This window comes from Daejeonella sp. (assembly GCF_030684675.1).
Lineage (GTDB): Bacteria > Bacteroidota > Bacteroidia > Sphingobacteriales > Sphingobacteriaceae > Daejeonella.
The window spans coordinates 81354-98959 of the sequence record NZ_JAUXXZ010000028.1 but is presented as its reverse complement, the minus strand read 5'-3'; the positions used below and the strand labels follow the sequence as shown (position 1 = coordinate 98959).

The following is a 17606-nucleotide window of genomic DNA, read 5'->3' as shown; positions in this document are numbered from 1 at the left end:
CAGTCCAATTATAAACCATAATAAAAATGAAATTTCTAAATAAATCAGTACTTACCCTTTCGGTGGCGGTAATGTTTGCTGCTGCGGGAGTATCAAATGCTCAAACAGTTGTAAAAAGCAAATCGACTGCTACCACAAAACAAAGTTCTTCTGGTGTTATTCCATTAGATCCTGCAGTTAGGACCGGTAAACTTCCCAATGGTTTTACCTATTACATCCGGAAAAACATTGAGCCCAAAAATCGTGTTCAACTATACCTGGCGAACAAAATAGGCTCAATCATGGAAAATGATGACCAGCGGGGACTGGCGCATTTTATGGAACACATGGGCTTTAACGGAACAAAAAACTTTCCGAAAAATGATCTGGTTAACTACCTTCAAAAAGCAGGAGTTCGCTTTGGTGCTGATTTGAATGCTTACACCAGTTTTGATGAAACTGTGTATCAGCTTCCAATTCCATCAGATGATCCGGAAGTACTTAAAAATGGTATTCAGATCATGCGCGACTGGGCTCAGGATGCAACTTTAGATCCTGCTGAAATTGATAAGGAACGCGGAGTTGTATTGGAAGAAAAGCGTTTAGGAAAAGGCGCTCAACAACGTATGCAGGATAAATATCTTCCAATGCTTTTTAATAATTCACGCTATTCCGACCGTCTTCCAATCGGTACTGAAGAAGTATTGAAAAATTTCTCAACTGAAACAATTAAACAGTTCTACAAAGATTGGTACCGTCCTGATCTTCAGGCATTAATTGTTGTTGGAGACATTGATGTTGATGCGATGGAACAAACCATTAAAGCAAAATTTTCTGATCTTAAAAATCCCGCTAAGCCACGCCAGCGAACCAAATATTCAATCTCCTTATTAAATAAAAATCAATTCATCGCAGTAACTGATAAGGAATTCCCTGTCAGTGTTGCGCAGATAATGATCAAGCATCCAGAGTCGAAGCTGATCACCGCAACAGATTACAGAAATAGTATTTTAAGATCTCTCTTTAATTCAATGATCGGGACCCGCTTTGCCGATATGAGTAAACAGGCAGATCCTCCTTTTTTACAGGCAGGAGCCAATATAAGCGGCTTTTTAGCCGGGCTCGACATGTATAATGTATTCGTTGTAGCGAAACCTGGAGAAATGGAAAGAGGATTTAAAGCCATTTTGACTGAAACTGAGCGGGTTCAGCGATTCGGATTCACTCAGACCGAATTGGACCGTGCCAAGCAATCGTACCTGACCAATATGGAGTCGGCCTTCAAGGAAAAGGATAAAACACCTTCGGAAAGCCTTGTAAACGAATATCTGCGCCATTTTCTGGAGCAGGAAGCCAGCCCTGGTATTGAATACGAATACAAAATGGCTAATACTATGACGGCTGGAATTAGCCTGACTGATGTAAATAGCCTGGCCAAAAAATATATCACCGATGTTAACCGCGATGTGATTATCATGGGTCCTGAAAAGGATAAAGATAATTTGCCTGATGAAGCCAAAGTTGAAAGCTGGATAAGCGGTACCAAACAAAGTAATATCAGTGCTTATGTTGATCAGGTTTCAGATAAGCCCCTGCTTTCTGCTAAATTAAGTGGAGGTAAGGTCATTTCTGAATCTAAAATTCCTGAAATCGGGGTAACTGAATTCAAATTAAGTAATGGTGTAAAAGTGGTTCTGAAACCAACCGATTTCAAGAATGATGAGATCAGTTTTTCTGCATTCAGCGCAGGCGGATCTTCTTTATATAGCGATGCTGATTTTCAATCAGCTCTATATGCCACTGCGATCATAAGAAATGGTGGATTGGGTGAATTTAATTCTGTTCAGCTTCCAAAATTATTGAGTGGAAAAAAAGTTTCGGTGTCACCGTATATTATGGAGAGGTTTGAAGGAATATCCGGTTCAACAAGTCCTAAAGATATTGAAACCGCATTACAGCTAACCTACCTCTATTTCACCCAACCACGTAAGGATGCTGAAACCTTTAAAGGTCTGATTGCGCAGCAAAAAGGCGGACTTGCAAACAGAGGCAATGACCCGAACAGTGTATTTGCAGATTCTGTAGCTGCTATTCTTGGAAATTACAATGTCCGCAGAACAGGTCCATCTGTTGAGAAAATCAATCAGGTAAACCTGGATCGTACATTTGAGATTTATAAAGATCGTTTTGCTGATGCAAGTGATTTTACATTCGTTTTTGTAGGAAGTTTTAATCCTTCAGAACTCAAACCTCTGCTCGAACAGTATCTTGGCTCATTACCTTCCAGCAATCGTAAAGAAACTGCAAAAGATCTTGGAATTAAGATTCCGGCAGGTAAAATTGACAAAAAAATCTACAAAGGTCAGGAGCCAAAAGCAAGTGTTCGTCTTATTTTCAGTGGTGACTATACCTGGAGTGAAAAACATAACAATCAATTAAACGCACTGGCTGAGGTTCTGACAATTAAACTGATCGAACGCCTGCGAGAAGATGAAGGCGGTGTATATGGTGTTGGGGCACGTGCCTCGTATACCAAGTTTCCAAAAGGACGCTACACCTTCAATATCTCTTTCGGTTGTGCCCCAGAAAATGTAGAAAAACTGATCAGCTCAACCCTGGATGAAATAAATAAGATCAGAGTAAATGGTGCCCTTGCTGGTGATATTGAAAAATTCATTGCCGAAGAAACCCGTACCACAGAAACACAACTTAAGGATAATGGTTTCTGGTTGGGATATCTGACCAGCCAGCTTCAGAATGAGGATGAGCCTAAACAGGTTTTAAGCTACCTTGAATCGTTAAAGGAGTTAAATCCTGAAGCCCTGAAAGCAACAGTCCAATATCGTCTGAACCCTGATAATTTCATCAGAATGGTGTTGCTTCCTGAAAAATAGAAAAATCATTATTTAAAAAGGTCGTTCATGCTTATGAACGGCTTTTTTTATGCAACAAGAATAAAACTCAGAATCTTGAGCCTGCAGTAACTGCATTTGAAGCCTGACTTTCATTCTTAAGCCTGTCGATCGCAGTAACAACATAGGTATAAAGACGGTTAGCATTAACTAAAGTATCTGTAAATGTTGTTTCTGATGCTTTAAACGAGATCTTCAAAATATGGTGGGTCTGTTCAGTATCCATTCGTTCGCCCCGGTTAACCCTGTAAATTACATATCCAAAAGCTTTATCACCATCACTGGCCACAGTAGGTGCTTGCCAGTTTAATTCAACACCCTTTGCAACAGGTTTGGCTACAAGCACTGTGGGAGCATTGGGTTTAACATCATCCAGCCAGGCCATTGTTGGCTGAAGGGCAGGATAACGGTAAAAATCTCTGCGAAGAGAATCTTTAACTCCTGCCATATTATTGGTAACCGATTTGGAGCTAAAAAAGACACTCCCCTGAGTATTCTTATTATTTCTCAAATACCGGATCTGTTTCGGTATTTGCGATCTGTCACTCCATCCCGGCCGGTTTTCTAATGCCCTGTAAACACCCTGACCCACATATAAATGCTTTCCGAAGGTATTATTGCTCCACCAATCGAGCAACTTATCATAAGGAGCCACCTGATAACCAAAAGGGAAATATATCTGTGGATTTATATAATCAAGCCAGCCCAATTGTACCCATTTCCGGGCATTGGCATAGAGTTTACCATAACCGTCAAATCCATTACTTTCAGAGCCTTCCGGATCCTGTGACTTGTTTCGCCAGATACCAAAAGGGCTAACACCAAACTTAATATGCTTTTTTGCCCTGTGAATGCTGTCAGATAAGGTATGTATAAGCGTATCAACATTATTCCTACGCCAATCATCAATATTTTTGAATGCGCTTCCATATTTATAATATGTTTCGCTGTCCCTGAGCGGCTGAGCCTCCGGATAAGGATAAAAATAATCGTCGAAATGCACACCGTCAATGTCATAATTACGAACTACATCCATAATTACACTCACAATATATTGACGAACTTCGGGCAATCCGGGATTAAAAAGCTTCTTTCCACCGTAAGTAAAGAACCATTCAGGTTTCTGTTTGGATATATGGTTGGCTGCGGTATGTGCATCAATAAGATTATGTGTTGCACGGTATGGATTGAACCAGGCATGAAGTTCCATACCCCGTTTATGCGCCTCTTCAATTGCAAAGTCAAGGGGATCATAATTTGGAACGGGGGCTCTGCCCTGAGTTCCGGTCAAAAAACGACTCCATAATTCGCGGCCTCTACCATAAAATGCGTCAGTAGCAGGCCTAATCTGTAACATGATCGCATTTATCCCACTTTTCTGATGATCATCAAATATGCGGATCAGTTCAGCCTTTTGTATATCAGAACTTAATCCTGGCTTGGATGGCCAATCGATATTGGCAACTGTAGCTACCCAAACCCCCCTGAATTCCCGTTTGGGATTAGATTTAATTTGAGATCTTAAATAAACAGGAACAGCGACAAAGAATGCGAGGAAGAAAATTATTTTTTTTGCCATGTAAAAGAAGAACGTTTAGCGGGTAAAGATAATTAATCTAATTAATTGCATTATTGTATTTTGGGCAACAATATGGATAAACAATACCAAAAATTGTGTAATTTCAGTCTTTAAGGTGCCTTAAACGGCTGAAAATGGCATATACACAAGTCAAAAATTATTAAAACCCAATTCTTAAACAATATATTTGTCACAAATGAGGTTTTATCGCATTGATTTTAAATAGACATTTAATTTTCGTTAACCAGATAATTGAACATGGAAAACCCGGAACAGGAGCAGCCAATACGAAAGGACTCAAATAAGATTTATTTTTTGGTTGCTGTAATTCTTGCCTTACTAGGAACCAATACCTATTTATTTTTTAAGGACAAGAAAGCTAATGACCGTATCGTTACGGTAAGTGATGAAAAAACCAGAATGCAGACTGAAATTGATAAAATTGAAGCTGAGCTGGATAATGCGACAAGCAATAATCTGAAGCTTTCAGAGGAAATGCTGAAAGAACAGGAAATAGCAAGAGAGAAGATTGATGAGTTAAGAAATGCCCTCAAACAAGGTCAGCTCACACAGGGTCAACTTGCAAAGGCGCAGGAAGAGATAAAACAACTCCGATATTTTGTTTCCAAATACTCAACAGAAATTGATGAACTGAAAAAACAAAATCAGGACCTGACTAGTGAACGAAATGAGCTCTTGTCGGCAGTCGACTCAGTAAGCACCAAAGCCAACGAACTTGAAAAGCAGAATGAAGAGTTATATACCAAAGTTCAGGTTGCGGCTGCAATTAAATCAGGAAATGTTTCAATATCCGCATTTAACATTCGGAATAATGGTAAAGAGAGTATGGTTACCCGTGCAAGTACAACCGATAAGCTTAGGGTAAACTTTTCACTTGTAAATAACCCATTAGCTGAAAAAGGTATGCATACTATTTTTATGAGGGTGATCGACCCCAGCGGTAATCTGGTGATTGCCAATAATGGTGGAATGTTTATTTCTGATGATGAAGAATTACAATATTCTTATAAAACCGCTGTTGAATTTGCAAATGACGGAAGGAACTATACCATAGATTGGTCTGATGGCAGAACATATCAGAAAGGTGCCTACACAATAATCCTCTACGCCGATGGATATACCATGGGAAAAGGATCAGTGAGTCTCAGATAAACAGGCTGTCCACTAATCATCTGTTTCAGTTAATATGTTCTAATTCTAGGTTTCAAGCACTGGTATTACTATATAAAATGTAGTACCAAGATCCGGTGCAGTTTCAAATGTGATGTTCCCACCAATATTTTCTATAGCCTGCTTCACAAATGCAAGTCCAAGTCCGGTACCGGATGTTTTTGTTGTAAAATTAGGAGTAAAAATCTTTCTTTTAAGTTCTTCAGACATACCGGTTCCATTATCTTTTATTTCAACACATACAGAACCTGGCTTACAGTACAACAGAATATCAATAATACAATGTCTCTCACCAGACCTTGCCTCGATAGCATTCTTAATTAAATTATTAAAACATCTTAATATTTGATCCCTGTCAGCATTGATAATAATATCGCTCCCTGAGTTGCTTTCAAAATTAATAGTTGTATGTTCAGACTGCCTGTAAAGTATAATGGATTGCCTTATTTTCTCATTCAGATTTATCTGTTCTAATCTGGTTTCGGGCATTTTAGCGAAATTAGAGAACTCAGAGGCTATATGCGAGAGACTTTCTATCTGCTCCATAAATGATTTCGTGAAACGTTCAAATTTAGCCTCAAATTTTGGATCCTTTTCTTTCCAGGATTTCTCCAGAAGCTGAACCCCAAGTTTTAGAGGAGTTAGTGGATTCTTGATCTCATGTGCAACCTGCTGAGCCATTTCACGCCAGGCCGATTCACGCTCTGAACGGGCAAGCTTTTTTGCACTTTCTTCAAGTGCATATATCATCGTATTATATTCACTGATCAGATTTCCTATCTCATCATTCTGCTTCCAATTGATATGTTCATTCTTAGTCCCAATTTTTGTATCACGTAGAAGTTTTTGTATCAATGTCAGCGGACTGGTGATACGACTTGCAACAAAAACAGCAAAAAAACCTATAGCCACAAATACCAGGGCATACACATTGATCAGCGCATTCAGAAAAATGCCTATCCTGTCCTGATAATCCTTTTCATTCGAAAAATATGGAAGTCCTAAATAAGCAATTACCTCACTTTTACTGTTCCGCAGGGGTACATATGCAGAAATAAATGACAGATTTCCAATTCGCTCTCTGTTTATAAATTCAGATTTCTGTAATCTATTGAGATATAAATAAGCCAACGCATTCATCTGAGAAGCAATTAAGCCATTCTCATAAATCTTAGGCTGAGTAGAATGCAATAGCTTACCGTTGATATCAAACAAATTCAGATCTACACCATTCAGATCGGCTAAACTATTGAATGCAACTTCCGCTTGCTCATCTGGAGTTGGCATCCCCATATCCACAATTTGCTTATTAATACCCGATGAGATCTTGGCTACTTTATCCAAAACAGTATATTCCTGCTGATCTCTGTATTGCTGACTAATATTGAAAAAAGTGATTATACCAGTTATCAAAAGTGTTATCACTACTGCAGCAACCATGGATACCTGTATCCTTGTTTTATACAACATCCTGTTGGATGAGATCAGCAGCCTCCATCTGAAATTCCGGAAGCTGATATTATAATTTTGCAAACTGTTCCAGGTTAATTGTAGAACATATATTAAACCTGCAAACAATAACAAGATTAAAAAAATGAACGAAACCGAAGCGAGCTGAGTAAAGAGACTGTTTATTTCCCGACTGACAATTACAAGCTTCCTGGGATTTGGCTGAAAGACCAGATGATTATATTGCCGGCCATTCTCAGAATTATTGACATAAACAAATTCTCTGTTTTTTCCTCTGAATTCATTATTTACCAGATTATAAACATAATTCCCATGCTGGTTTAGTAAACGGCCGTCACTATAATAAGCGAATGAATAATCGTTGAGCTGAAGATCCTCCTTTATTTTTCCATCAATGAGAAGCTCGGGAAATACTCCAACTTCATTCAGGCGTTTAGAATTGAGTTGTAAAACCAGAGTTCCGATCCTATTATTGTCGTCAATTATTGGCAGTATTGCAAAGTATTGTTTAAAGCCAAACGTATTGTTTCTTTGATAAAAATATTCTGTGACTTTGACCGAGCCCTTTAGAACAAGATTTTTGAAATTAGACAGCGGGATTCCCCTATCACCATGAAAAAATTCGTCCTTTTCATTGTACTCAAAACTCTCAAAATCATACCTGGATAAATAACCGGCCATATACAATTTGACAAGTCTGTTATTTAATGCACTGTGACTTGACAAAGGATCATTAAAATAATCGATAATAAATTTATCGCTGATGATTTCCCTCTCCAGATTATAAAACAAAAGAATTGCATTGGGATCTACTGATGATTCCAGTTTACCTGCCAGAATCTTCCGGCTTTCCTGTTCTTTAATAAACTGATATTTAGATAGTTTCAATGAACCAATGAGTGCACAGATCAATATACAGACAACCAAATTTCCGGCATTCATTTTCCCTTCTGATTTAAAATAGGCCCGACCGGCCAGAAAGAGTATCAAAGCGAATAACAAAAAGTATACGGTAAACTCAGTAAAAAGTATATGATATAAAATAGCCAAAAACAAGGCTCCTGCAAAAATGAGGAAGCGCTCCATCTTATTGATGCTCAATCTGGATATTAAGGCTAAAGAAAATGATATGATCAGATATAGATTCAGAATTGCAAAACAGAAGATCAGGAATCCAAACCAGCTCAACCAGGTAGAATTCAGAACATTGCTTACATCAAAGTTGATATTCGAATTAGTTACCAGTCCATTAAAAAGATCATCAATAACAAAGGCACTGATACAAACAAACAGACCCGTTGCAAACAACAAAATATAGCTGATAGGCTTGCTGAGTATAGAAACCGAACCTAGAATTTTATTCCGGTAAGAGTAAATAAATACAAATACCCATGTAAAAGACAGGATATTCAGAAAAAATTCTCCTATAGAAGGAAAGAAATAACTGGAGGCGTAATACTTAGGGTCGAAAAGTTCAATATCAAAATATGTGCTTAACCATCTGTTTTGGAGATCAATGAGTCTGAAAGCCAGAACCGAACTGAACAATAAAAGAACAGCAAAGCCAACATTGCCTTTATTTGCGATAGAAATACAAAGGTTGGTCAAAAAGATCAGGGCAAAAGTGATGGCCATAACCCACATCCATAACTCAAGATAGTTGTAAAATGAATTGGAGGCCGGTGTTCTGAGTTTTACAGAAAATAAATATTTACCGCCCAGATTGCGGATATTAAACACATCATTGTCATTCAAACTGGCTATATCCAAAGTGTTTGAGGATAAAAGGTCTGTTGAAAAATTATTCCTCAGGTATTCATTCTGGTAGGGGTAATCAGACATGAAAGGAATGTAACAGATTACAGAAAAATCTCCCCAGGATTTTTTGACTGCTTCATAATATCCATTCTTCCAATGAATAAATGTGTTGCCCTCCCGAAGCAGGCTATCTGTTTCTAATACGATCCGTATCCCACTCCAAAAACTTAGTTTTCCCTTTTCAAAGGTCTGGATATAGATGTCTTCCTTTTCACTGAACTCAGAAATGATAAATTGAGCCCATTCTCCATTACTATTGATGTTTTTTAATGAATCGCGGACAGCTACATTATTTAACAACTGATCAACTAATTTCTCCTTTCTGTGAAGACGTCGTTCGACTTTCCTGGCTTCAAGGCTAAGTACTTCTTCGTCCTGAATAGTATAATTTATCGTTAAAGCCGTGCATGCAAAGCCAATGGCCAGCAAAAGCAGAAGAAGCCGAATTTTTAAATTCCCGCTCAAGGGTGATGAATTAGGTAAAAAGCTTAATAAACTTAGTGAACAAAAATCAGACCCCTTTAGTGAAATTCAAATGATTATTTTTATAAATCTGCACTAAATGTTGGTATACTGCGATCAACTTTCCTTACAAGACCCTGTAATACACTACCCGGACCCACTTCAGTAAATGAAGTTGCTCCATCATGGAGCATTTTTTCAATTGTCTGTGTCCAGCGTACAGCACCGGTTAACTGTGAAATCAGATTATGTTTAATATTGGCTACATCGGTGTATGGTTTTGCGTCAATGTTCTGATAAATCGGGCAAAGGGGTTCATTAATTTCAGTATTCTCAATTGCAGATTGCAGTTCAACACGTGCCAGCTCCATTAAAGGGGAATGAAATGCTCCCCCCACATTCAGTTTTAATGCTCTTTTTGCCCCAGCCTGTATTAATAATTCGCAAGCCTTGTCAACTCCCTCAATTGATCCGGAAATAACCAGTTGACCGGGGCAATTATAGTTGGCAGGTACGACAACATCACTGATCCGTGAACAAATATCCTCTACTGTAAAATCATCCAGCCCCAGGATAGCTGCCATCGTAGAAGGTCTAACCTCACAAGCTTTTTGCATAGCATTGGCACGGGCACTGACCAATCGCAAACCATCTTCAAATGACAGGGCTTTTGCAGAAACCAGGGCTGAAAATTCACCCAAAGAATGACCTGCAACCATGTCGGGCTGGAATTCACTTTTCAGTTCCTTAGCAAGAATCACAGAATGAAGAAATATGGCTGGCTGAGTTACATTAGTTTGCTTCAAATCTTCATCAGTACCCTCAAACATAATATCGGTAATCCTGAATCCAAGTATTTCATTTGCACTTTCGAATAGATTTCTGGCTGCTTCAGAATGATTGTAAAGATCCTTACCCATCCCTGAAAACTGGGCACCCTGTCCCGGAAAAATATATGATTTCATATTTTATAAAAGCCCATTCAGGCGATAAAATGTTAAAAATTTTTCTTTTTAATAAATTTATTTAACTCAAACTAGCGGTAATAAGCCTTAAAAATTCTGAGCGCGTAGTTTCATTTACAAATGCACCTGTAAATGCAGAGGTAGTGGTAACCGAATTCTGCTTTTGTATACCTCTCATCGACATGCAAAGATGTTTACATTCTATCACAACTGCTACACCTACAGGATTCAGAGTTTCCTGAATACAATCACGTATTTCATTGGTTAATCGCTCCTGAACCTGTAAACGACGTGCAAATGCATCTACAACCCTCGGGATTTTACTAAGGCCCACAATATGACCATTGGGAATATAGGCAATATGTGCCTTTCCGAAGAAGGGCAGCATATGGTGTTCGCACATTGAAAATACTTCAATATCCTTAACCACCACCATTTGGCTATAATCTTCCTTAAACATTGCACTACGTAGAATTTCTTCGGGCTTTGCATCGTAGCCATGAGTAAGAAACTGAAGAGCCTTTGCTACACGGACCGGTGTCTGCAGCAATCCTTCACGGGATGGATTCTCGCCCAGATCAGCTAATATTGCCTTATAATGAGATGCGATACGCTCGATTTTTTCCTGATCGTAACTATCAATCTTGACATAGCCATCAATCTTAGCAATCTCTGTATTATTACTTTTTATACTCATACTATTGGTTTCAATTCCTTCAATATTAACCGAAATACTCTACAAAGTTATTTTCTGTTTCATATAATTTTATCGAATGCAAAATAGCTCCCTGGTTTTCGACATGGGGTTTAAGAACCTCAAAAATTGTAACTGCAAGCACCTCCGTTGAAGCCATTTTACCCTTCATGAAATCTACATCCAGGTTGATATTTCTATGATCAAGTTCATTGGTCACGTAAACCGTAATGATCTTCTTTAGTTCCTTTAAGTCAATAACAAATCCTGTCTCAGGGTTAATCTCTCCCTTTACAGTTACATACAATTCGTAATTATGCCCATGCCAGTTTGGATTAGAACACTTTCCGAATATTTCCAGATTTTGTTCATCACTCCATTCTTGCCTGTATAGCTTATGTGCTGCATTAAACCGCTCTCTGCGAGTAATATATATCATTTTCAATAAATTAAAATGCAAATATAATCAAACTAAAAATGCCTCAAGGACAAATAAAGCTAATTGCGTAACTTCGCTTAATGAATATACTTCTTGTAGCCGCCACTCAGGCCGAGATTAATCCATTTCTGCTTCATCATGGATTCCATAATCTCCTTATCCTGGAAAAGAGAATCGGAGCACATCAAGTGAGTGTTCTGATCAGCGGTGTTGGAATGGTCGCTACAGCCTTTTCTATGGGAAGTTATTGTACTGAAAAAATATTCGATCTGGCTATTAATGCAGGTATTGCCGGTAGTTTCGATCCGGCAATTCAGCCGGGTGATCTGTGCAGGGTATCAGAAGATATTCTTGCAGAATTCGGAGCTGAAGACGGCAGTGATTTTCTGAATGCCGATACTATTGGCTTGGGTAAGAGCCTGTTTTCTGCTGGTTCTGTATCCGGATTCCCGGGCTATGATCAACTCAAAAAAGTCAAAGCAGTAACCGTAAATAAGGTTCATGGCGATGAAAAGTCAATCGCTGAATTTGTCGAAAGATTTCATCCTCAGATAGAAACAATGGAGGGTGCTGCATTTTTCTATGCCTGTGAACAAGCCGGCAAGCCAGGGATACAGATCCGGGCGATTTCAAATGTTGTTGAACGGCGCAACCGGGCGAACTGGCAAGTCGAACTCGCAATAAAAAATCTGAACGATACCCTTATTCAACTTTTCAACTCATGAAACTGAGCCTCGGATTTTCACCCTGTCCCAACGATACCTTCATTTTTGATGCTATGATCCATCAGAAGATCGACACCGAAGGACTTAACTTTGATGTGGTATATGATGATGTTGAAACTCTCAATCAAAAAGCTTTCAGGACAGACCTCGACATTACCAAATTGAGCTATCATGCCTATGCTTACCTGACTGAAAATTATGTGTTACTCCATGCAGGAAGCGCACTTGGTTTCGGGGTTGGCCCATTACTCATTTGCGAAAATGAAGACTATATTTCAACTGATAATTTGCAAAATCTCAGATCTCAGTCCTCAGACTTCAGACCTCAGACCTCAGACTTCAGACCTCAGACCTCAGACCTCAGACCTCAGACCTCAGACCTCAGAATTGGCATTCCCGGAAAATATACCACAGCTAATTTTCTGTTAAGCCTGGCCTTCCCGGAGGCGAAAAATAAAATTGAGATGAAATTTTTTGAAATTGAATCCGCCTTATTGAACCATCAGATCGATATGGGTGTAATCATCCATGAAAATCGTTTCACTTATCAGGAGAAAGGCTTGAAAAAGATCATCGATCTGGGTGAGTTTTGGGAAAATCTGACCCAAGGTCCTATTCCATTAGGGGGTATTATGATCAAAAGGGATCTTCCGGAAGAAATAAAACAAAAAGTGAACCGTATCATTCGACGAAGTGTCGAGTATGCGTTTGATCATCCTGAATCCGGAATGGATTTTATCTGCTCACTTTCGCAGGAAATGAGTACAGAAGTCATTAAAAAACACATTGATTTATACGTCAACAAATTTTCCATTGATCTGGGTGAACCGGGAAGAAAAGCCGTTCAAACGTTCTTTGAGGAGGCACATAAAGTCGGTATCATCCCGGAAACGAAACAAAACTTATTCTTATAATTGTACAAAAGAAATAATCATTTAGCATGATCATTATTACAGGCGCAGCTGGATTTATCGGAAGTTGTTTGGTTCAAAAATTAAACGATGAAGGTTTTTATGACCTGGTGCTGGTGGATGATTTTTCCAATGAGAACAAGAATAAAAATTTCGAGGGTAAACGCTATTCCAAACAAGTAGAAAGGGAAGCTTTTTCGGAATGGCTGCGCGAAAACCATTTACATGTACAGTTTGTGTTCCATATTGGCGCACGTACCGATACCACGGAAATGGACAGGGAATTATTGAACCGTCTTAACCTCGATTATACTAAAACCATCTGGAATATCTGCACCGAATTTGGCCTTCCGCTCGTTTATGCATCTTCAGCTGCGACCTACGGATTAGGGGAGCAAGGTTATGAAGATGATGAATCAAAGATTCCAATGCTGAAGCCCCTGAATCCATATGGTGATTCCAAGAATGACTTCGATATCTGGGTCTTAGAGCAGGAAAAGAAACCCTATTTCTGGGCAGGACTGAAGTTTTTCAATGTGTATGGGCCGAATGAATATCATAAAGGACGCATGGCCTCCGTGATCTTCCATACTTTCAATCAGATCAAAAAAACAGGGGCTATGAAATTATTCAAGTCCCATAATCCCGAATTTAAAGACGGCGAACAGATGCGTGATTTTGTTTACATCAAAGATGTAGTCAATGTTTTATATTTCCTGATGCATCACCGTAAAGATTCGGGTATTTATAACCTGGGTACAGGTAAAGCAAGGACATTCCTTGACCTTGCAACACAAACCTTCCATGCAATGGATACACCAGTCTCCATCTCATTTGTTCCCACACCTGAGGATATCCGTGAAAAGTATCAGTATTTTACTGAGGCAAGCATGGAAAAATTAAGGTCAATTGGTTATAGCCTCGATTTCTATAGTCTGGAAGCAGGTGTTGAGGATTATGTGAAAAATTATCTGGTACCAAACAGCTATTTATAAGTCCTCCCGTAACTGTACGTAGAAGCGTAGCGTATCTAAGGATTTGTGAATAGATTGGAGTCTTTGACTCCAACAAAATATAATTCTTCAGCGCGGCGAGTCGAAAGACTCTTTTTTATTTTCCATCCGTAGAGACGCTGCGCTGAACTCAACGGACAGCAAGGATACCAAACAGCTATTTATAGATCCTCCCTCAGATCCACTGTATTTTTCACACTTAAACGTGAAGAAATACCCGAGGCGATGACTGAAACGATCAATACCGTAGCAAAGACGAGAACAAAGTCAGATAATTTGATCCCTACTGGATAATGATCAATGATCAGGTTAGTACCGGCCATTGCAATAAAGCCAAATTTCTGTTGTAAAAGAATAAAAACCAATCCGGCGGCCATTCCAATAATACATCCCAGCATTGATATCATCATGCCTTCAATAAAGAAGATTCCCCTGATTAATTGCCTGCTTGCACCTAGGCTGCTCAGGATTGCAATGTCCTTTCGTTTATCTATTACCAGCATAGTTAATGAGCCGATAATATTGAAGATGGCAATGATCAGCACAAAGGTGAGTATCAGAAAAATAGCCCATTTTTCGGAATTAAGGATTTTGTAGAGCAATTCATTCTGCTGACTTCGATTTTTGACGATAAAATCCTTTCCCAGCAGGTTCTTTATTTCATCATGAAGTTCATCTACATCTGTACCCGGCACCGTATTGATCTCAATAAAGGAGATTAATTTCTCCTCATCAAGCAGAGTACGGGCAAACTGAATGGGCACAATGACCATATTATCAAACTCCTGCTGTACCGTGAAAACTCCGGAGGGGTAAATAGAACGAACATTAAACTCATCAATTGGATTAATGGAATTCGAGGCCCCTTTCTTTGGGGAATAAATATCAAGCGTTTGAAACTCGTTATTGAGATTTACCGATAAAGAATTTTGAAGGCCCGAACCGATTACAGCCATGTCCCTCCCAATATGATGGAGCGAAAAACTGCCGCTGGAGATAACCGAATCGAGACCGGTTCTGTTTTTCATAAAGCCTACGCTAACTCCCTTTATCAGAGCAATCGACTGGCTATCACCATACCTCACTAATGCCTTTTCTTCTAAAACTTCGGTATAGTTAAGGAAGCGTTTGTCATTTTTCAGGTTTATAAAACGGCTTTCTGAAGGATCAAATGTTTTCCCTTCAGCAGGCTCTATTCTTAGTTCGGGGCTAAAGGTATTGTACATGGAAAGTACAATATTTTCAAATCCATTGAAAACCGAAAGGATGATGATCAATGCTGCACTTCCTACAAATACACCAAGCATTGAGATCCCTGAAATGAAGTTTATCGCATTGACCGACTTCTTCGAAAACAAATACCTTTTAGCTATATAGTAAGATGTGTTCACCCTTTTTATCCTTCAGGTCAGCTTAAAAAAGGATTGAACTGTTTTTCAAAACCTATACTTGTCGCAGGCCCATGTCCGGGGTAAACCCTGGTTTCATCAGGCAGGCTGAATAGCTTTTCACGTATATTACTAATCAGCAAATCATAGTTCCCGCCGGGCAGATCCGTACGCCCAATACTACGGTAGAACAAAACATCACCCCCAATTAAAAAATTTTCTTCCTTATTAAAAAAACAGAGATGGGCAGGTGAATGACCGGGTGAAAAAATCAGTCCAAGCTCAGTTTCACCAAATTTTACTGTTCCACTTTCAGGCAGATAGACCTGAGGTAAAGGAGATACTTCATAGCGAATTCCCATTTGGGGAGCATAAGAAACGATAGAATTCAATACCATTTCCTCGCCTTTATGAAACTGGGGGAACAGGCCATAAGTATCATAAATGAACTTATTCCCAAGTACATGATCGATATGGCAATGGGTATTCAGCAATAAAACCGGTTTCAGATTATTATCAGCAATATATTTTAGAAATGCATTCTGTTCTTCACCTGTATACATGCCCGGATCAATGATCACGCATTCCAGTGTATCATCATGAAGGATATAGGTATTTTCCTGATAGGGGTTAAAAGCAAAGGATTTAATCTGGATCATAATTGCAAAAGTACCAAATTCCAGCCGTTTAATGTGGAAAGACCCAATGGGGATTAATTGAGTGCCGGGTTCTGACGGCTTAATCTGTAAATCATCAGTGCAGCCCGCTGTATAAGCAGCGGAAACTCCTTCAGATTGATTAATTCGCCGGGTTTATGCGCACCGCTTCCGGAAGCACCCATACCATCAAGGCTATCTACATATTTTGCAATATCTGAAATATCACCTGCTCCACGTGCACCGGAATCTCCGGCTTTTGTAGCGCCGATACCCATATCCTGAGTAATCCGGTTGAGATATTTAACAAGATTATAGTTTCCTTCAGTAGGTTCCATTGCAGGCAAGCCATCAGTAAATGAAATGCTGGCAGAAGTTCCGTTAAGATTTTGAGATACAATAGCTTTCATCCTTTCTCTTGCCCTATCCCGCTGAACTTCAGAAATGAAACGAAGATCTCCTGCCACAAAAGTGCTTGGCGAGATTATATTGGTTTTACCAATAGCTTCCATCCTGGCATTTGCGGGATCAAGACGGATCTCTGAACCACCGCTGATCAAACCCGGATTGAAGGTCAGATATTTCTCATCCTTAAGTTGAGTTCTGAACTCATTAATGATACGGGCAGCTTCATAAATAGCTCCGTATCCAGCATTTTCGCTGAATATTCCGGCAGAGTGTCCTGTTTTAGCAGTCACATTCAATGTCCAGCCACCAATACCTCTTCTGGCTACTGCAACAGTATTTAAGCCTTGTGCCCCTTCAAATCCCAATGCAATATCGCTTGCTTTTGCGCGCTCAATGAAATCCTTTCTTGCAACCTCATGCGGAGAACCAGAGCTTTCTTCATCACCGGTAAAATAGGCGATGATCTGTGTATTTTTTAATAAGCCGAGTTCATGCAATGCTTTTAACGCAGATATCATAACCACGTTACCACCCTTCATATCATTCACCCCCTGTCCGGTTGCAGTAGAATCGTTCAGTTTCTGATAGGGACTGAATTCCATATCCAACTCAAAAACTGTATCCAAATGGCCAATGAGAAAAAGACGTTTACCCTGGCTGCCTTTACGGCTGGCTACCAGATGGCCTGCACGACGTAATGAATCAGGCAAATCAACCCACTCAGTAGTAAAATCAAGCTTATCAAGCTCTCTGCGGTAAACCACACCAACTTTTCTGACTCCATCTACATTAAGTGTTCCACTGTTTATATTGACTGATTCAATCAATAATTCTTCAGCTTCCCCTTGATGGGCTTTTAAATAATCAATAATATTCTTTTCATCAGGACTTAGCTGAGCTGAGGCACTGTGTGCTATGATAAGCAGGAGGAACAAATAAAACGCTTTCATGAATTTTCAATTAGTTGGTAAAAGCCAAACAGCTAAGATAATTGTT

13 protein-coding genes are annotated in these 17606 nt (G+C 39.3%); 5 read left to right on the top strand and 8 right to left on the bottom strand.

What is annotated here, in order from left to right; all coding sequences use genetic code 11:
- The first annotated feature begins 26 nt into the window (after positions 1-26).
- Positions 27-2873 carry a pitrilysin family protein gene (locus Q8M41_RS05540; protein ID WP_305364257.1) on the top strand — a complete coding sequence of 949 codons (2847 nt, stop codon included), beginning with the start codon at positions 27-29 and terminating at the stop codon, positions 2871-2873.
- 67 nt (positions 2874-2940) lie between these two features.
- Here the strand turns inward: Q8M41_RS05540 and Q8M41_RS05535 are convergent, their stop codons facing one another.
- Complete coding sequence (locus tag Q8M41_RS05535; RefSeq protein ID WP_305364256.1) at positions 2941-4470, bottom strand: glycoside hydrolase family 10 protein; 1530 nt, start codon at positions 4468-4470, stop codon at positions 2941-2943.
- 258 nt (positions 4471-4728) lie between these two features.
- Here Q8M41_RS05535 and Q8M41_RS05530 point away from each other — a divergent pair, with 258 nt between their 5' ends.
- Positions 4729-5643, top strand: coding sequence for a hypothetical protein (locus Q8M41_RS05530; RefSeq protein WP_305364255.1), 915 nt, complete (start codon positions 4729-4731; stop codon positions 5641-5643).
- A 45-nt stretch (positions 5644-5688) separates the two neighbouring features.
- Here Q8M41_RS05530 and Q8M41_RS05525 read toward each other — a convergent pair whose 3' ends face one another.
- From Q8M41_RS05525 to Q8M41_RS05510, 4 genes are all read right to left on the bottom strand, one after another.
- Positions 5689-9414: an ATP-binding protein gene (locus tag Q8M41_RS05525; protein ID WP_305364254.1), complete on the bottom strand. Its 3726-nt coding sequence runs from the start codon at positions 9412-9414 to the stop codon at positions 5689-5691.
- Positions 9415-9494: 80 nt separating this feature from the next.
- Positions 9495-10376, bottom strand: a complete 882-nt coding sequence (gene fabD / locus Q8M41_RS05520) for an ACP S-malonyltransferase (RefSeq protein WP_305364253.1) — start codon at positions 10374-10376, stop codon at positions 9495-9497.
- A 61-nt stretch (positions 10377-10437) separates the two neighbouring features.
- Positions 10438-11073, bottom strand: coding sequence for a GTP cyclohydrolase I FolE (gene folE / locus Q8M41_RS05515; protein WP_305364252.1), 636 nt, complete (start codon positions 11071-11073; stop codon positions 10438-10440).
- 25 nt (positions 11074-11098) lie between these two features.
- Positions 11099-11509 carry a 6-carboxytetrahydropterin synthase gene (locus Q8M41_RS05510; protein WP_305364251.1) on the bottom strand — a complete coding sequence of 137 codons (411 nt, stop codon included), beginning with the start codon at positions 11507-11509 and terminating at the stop codon, positions 11099-11101.
- Positions 11510-11589: 80 nt separating this feature from the next.
- Between Q8M41_RS05510 and mqnB the strand changes: the two genes are divergently transcribed.
- From mqnB to rfaD, 3 genes are read left to right on the top strand one after another with little or no spacing between them, the layout of a single operon-like run.
- Positions 11590-12234 (top strand): futalosine hydrolase, encoded by a 645-nt coding sequence (gene mqnB / locus Q8M41_RS05505; RefSeq protein WP_305364250.1) that lies wholly within the window; start codon positions 11590-11592, stop codon positions 12232-12234.
- Positions 12231-13148, top strand: a complete 918-nt coding sequence (locus tag Q8M41_RS05500; protein WP_305364249.1) for a 1,4-dihydroxy-6-naphthoate synthase — start codon at positions 12231-12233, stop codon at positions 13146-13148. Before mqnB ends, Q8M41_RS05500 begins: the two co-directional genes overlap by 4 nt.
- Before the next feature lie 26 nt (positions 13149-13174).
- Positions 13175-14140, top strand: a complete 966-nt coding sequence (gene rfaD / locus Q8M41_RS05495; protein ID WP_305364248.1) for an ADP-glyceromanno-heptose 6-epimerase — start codon at positions 13175-13177, stop codon at positions 14138-14140.
- A gap of 179 nt (positions 14141-14319) precedes the next feature.
- Here rfaD and Q8M41_RS05490 read toward each other — a convergent pair whose 3' ends face one another.
- From Q8M41_RS05490 to Q8M41_RS05480, 3 genes are read right to left on the bottom strand one after another with little or no spacing between them, the layout of a single operon-like run.
- Positions 14320-15549, bottom strand: coding sequence for an FtsX-like permease family protein (locus tag Q8M41_RS05490; protein ID WP_305364247.1), 1230 nt, complete (start codon positions 15547-15549; stop codon positions 14320-14322).
- Positions 15550-15566: 17 nt separating this feature from the next.
- Positions 15567-16205, bottom strand: a complete 639-nt coding sequence (locus Q8M41_RS05485; protein ID WP_305364246.1) for an MBL fold metallo-hydrolase — start codon at positions 16203-16205, stop codon at positions 15567-15569.
- A gap of 53 nt (positions 16206-16258) precedes the next feature.
- Positions 16259-17560: a M20/M25/M40 family metallo-hydrolase gene (locus Q8M41_RS05480; protein ID WP_305364245.1), complete on the bottom strand. Its 1302-nt coding sequence runs from the start codon at positions 17558-17560 to the stop codon at positions 16259-16261.
- Between the last annotated feature and the right edge of the window lie 46 nt (positions 17561-17606).

Bases quoted from the DNA above. Each gene is read 5' to 3' on its own strand.
- mqnB (WP_305364250.1), top strand. From the start codon at position 11,590: ATGAATATACTTCTTGTAGCCGCCACTCAGGCCGAGATTAATCCATTT.
- fabD (WP_305364253.1), bottom strand. From the start codon at position 10,376: ATGAAATCATATATTTTTCCGGGACAGGGTGCCCAGTTTTCAGGGATG.
- Q8M41_RS05485 (WP_305364246.1), bottom strand. From the start codon at position 16,205: ATGATCCAGATTAAATCCTTTGCTTTTAACCCCTATCAGGAAAATACC.
- Q8M41_RS05530 (WP_305364255.1), top strand. From the start codon at position 4,729: ATGGAAAACCCGGAACAGGAGCAGCCAATACGAAAGGACTCAAATAAG.
- Q8M41_RS05540 (WP_305364257.1), top strand. From the start codon at position 27: ATGAAATTTCTAAATAAATCAGTACTTACCCTTTCGGTGGCGGTAATG.
- Q8M41_RS05480 (WP_305364245.1), bottom strand. From the start codon at position 17,560: ATGAAAGCGTTTTATTTGTTCCTCCTGCTTATCATAGCACACAGTGCC.
- Q8M41_RS05500 (WP_305364249.1), top strand. From the start codon at position 12,231: ATGAAACTGAGCCTCGGATTTTCACCCTGTCCCAACGATACCTTCATT.
- Q8M41_RS05510 (WP_305364251.1), bottom strand. From the start codon at position 11,509: ATGATATATATTACTCGCAGAGAGCGGTTTAATGCAGCACATAAGCTA.
- Q8M41_RS05535 (WP_305364256.1), bottom strand. From the start codon at position 4,470: ATGGCAAAAAAAATAATTTTCTTCCTCGCATTCTTTGTCGCTGTTCCT.
- rfaD (WP_305364248.1), top strand. From the start codon at position 13,175: ATGATCATTATTACAGGCGCAGCTGGATTTATCGGAAGTTGTTTGGTT.
- folE (WP_305364252.1), bottom strand. From the start codon at position 11,073: ATGAGTATAAAAAGTAATAATACAGAGATTGCTAAGATTGATGGCTAT.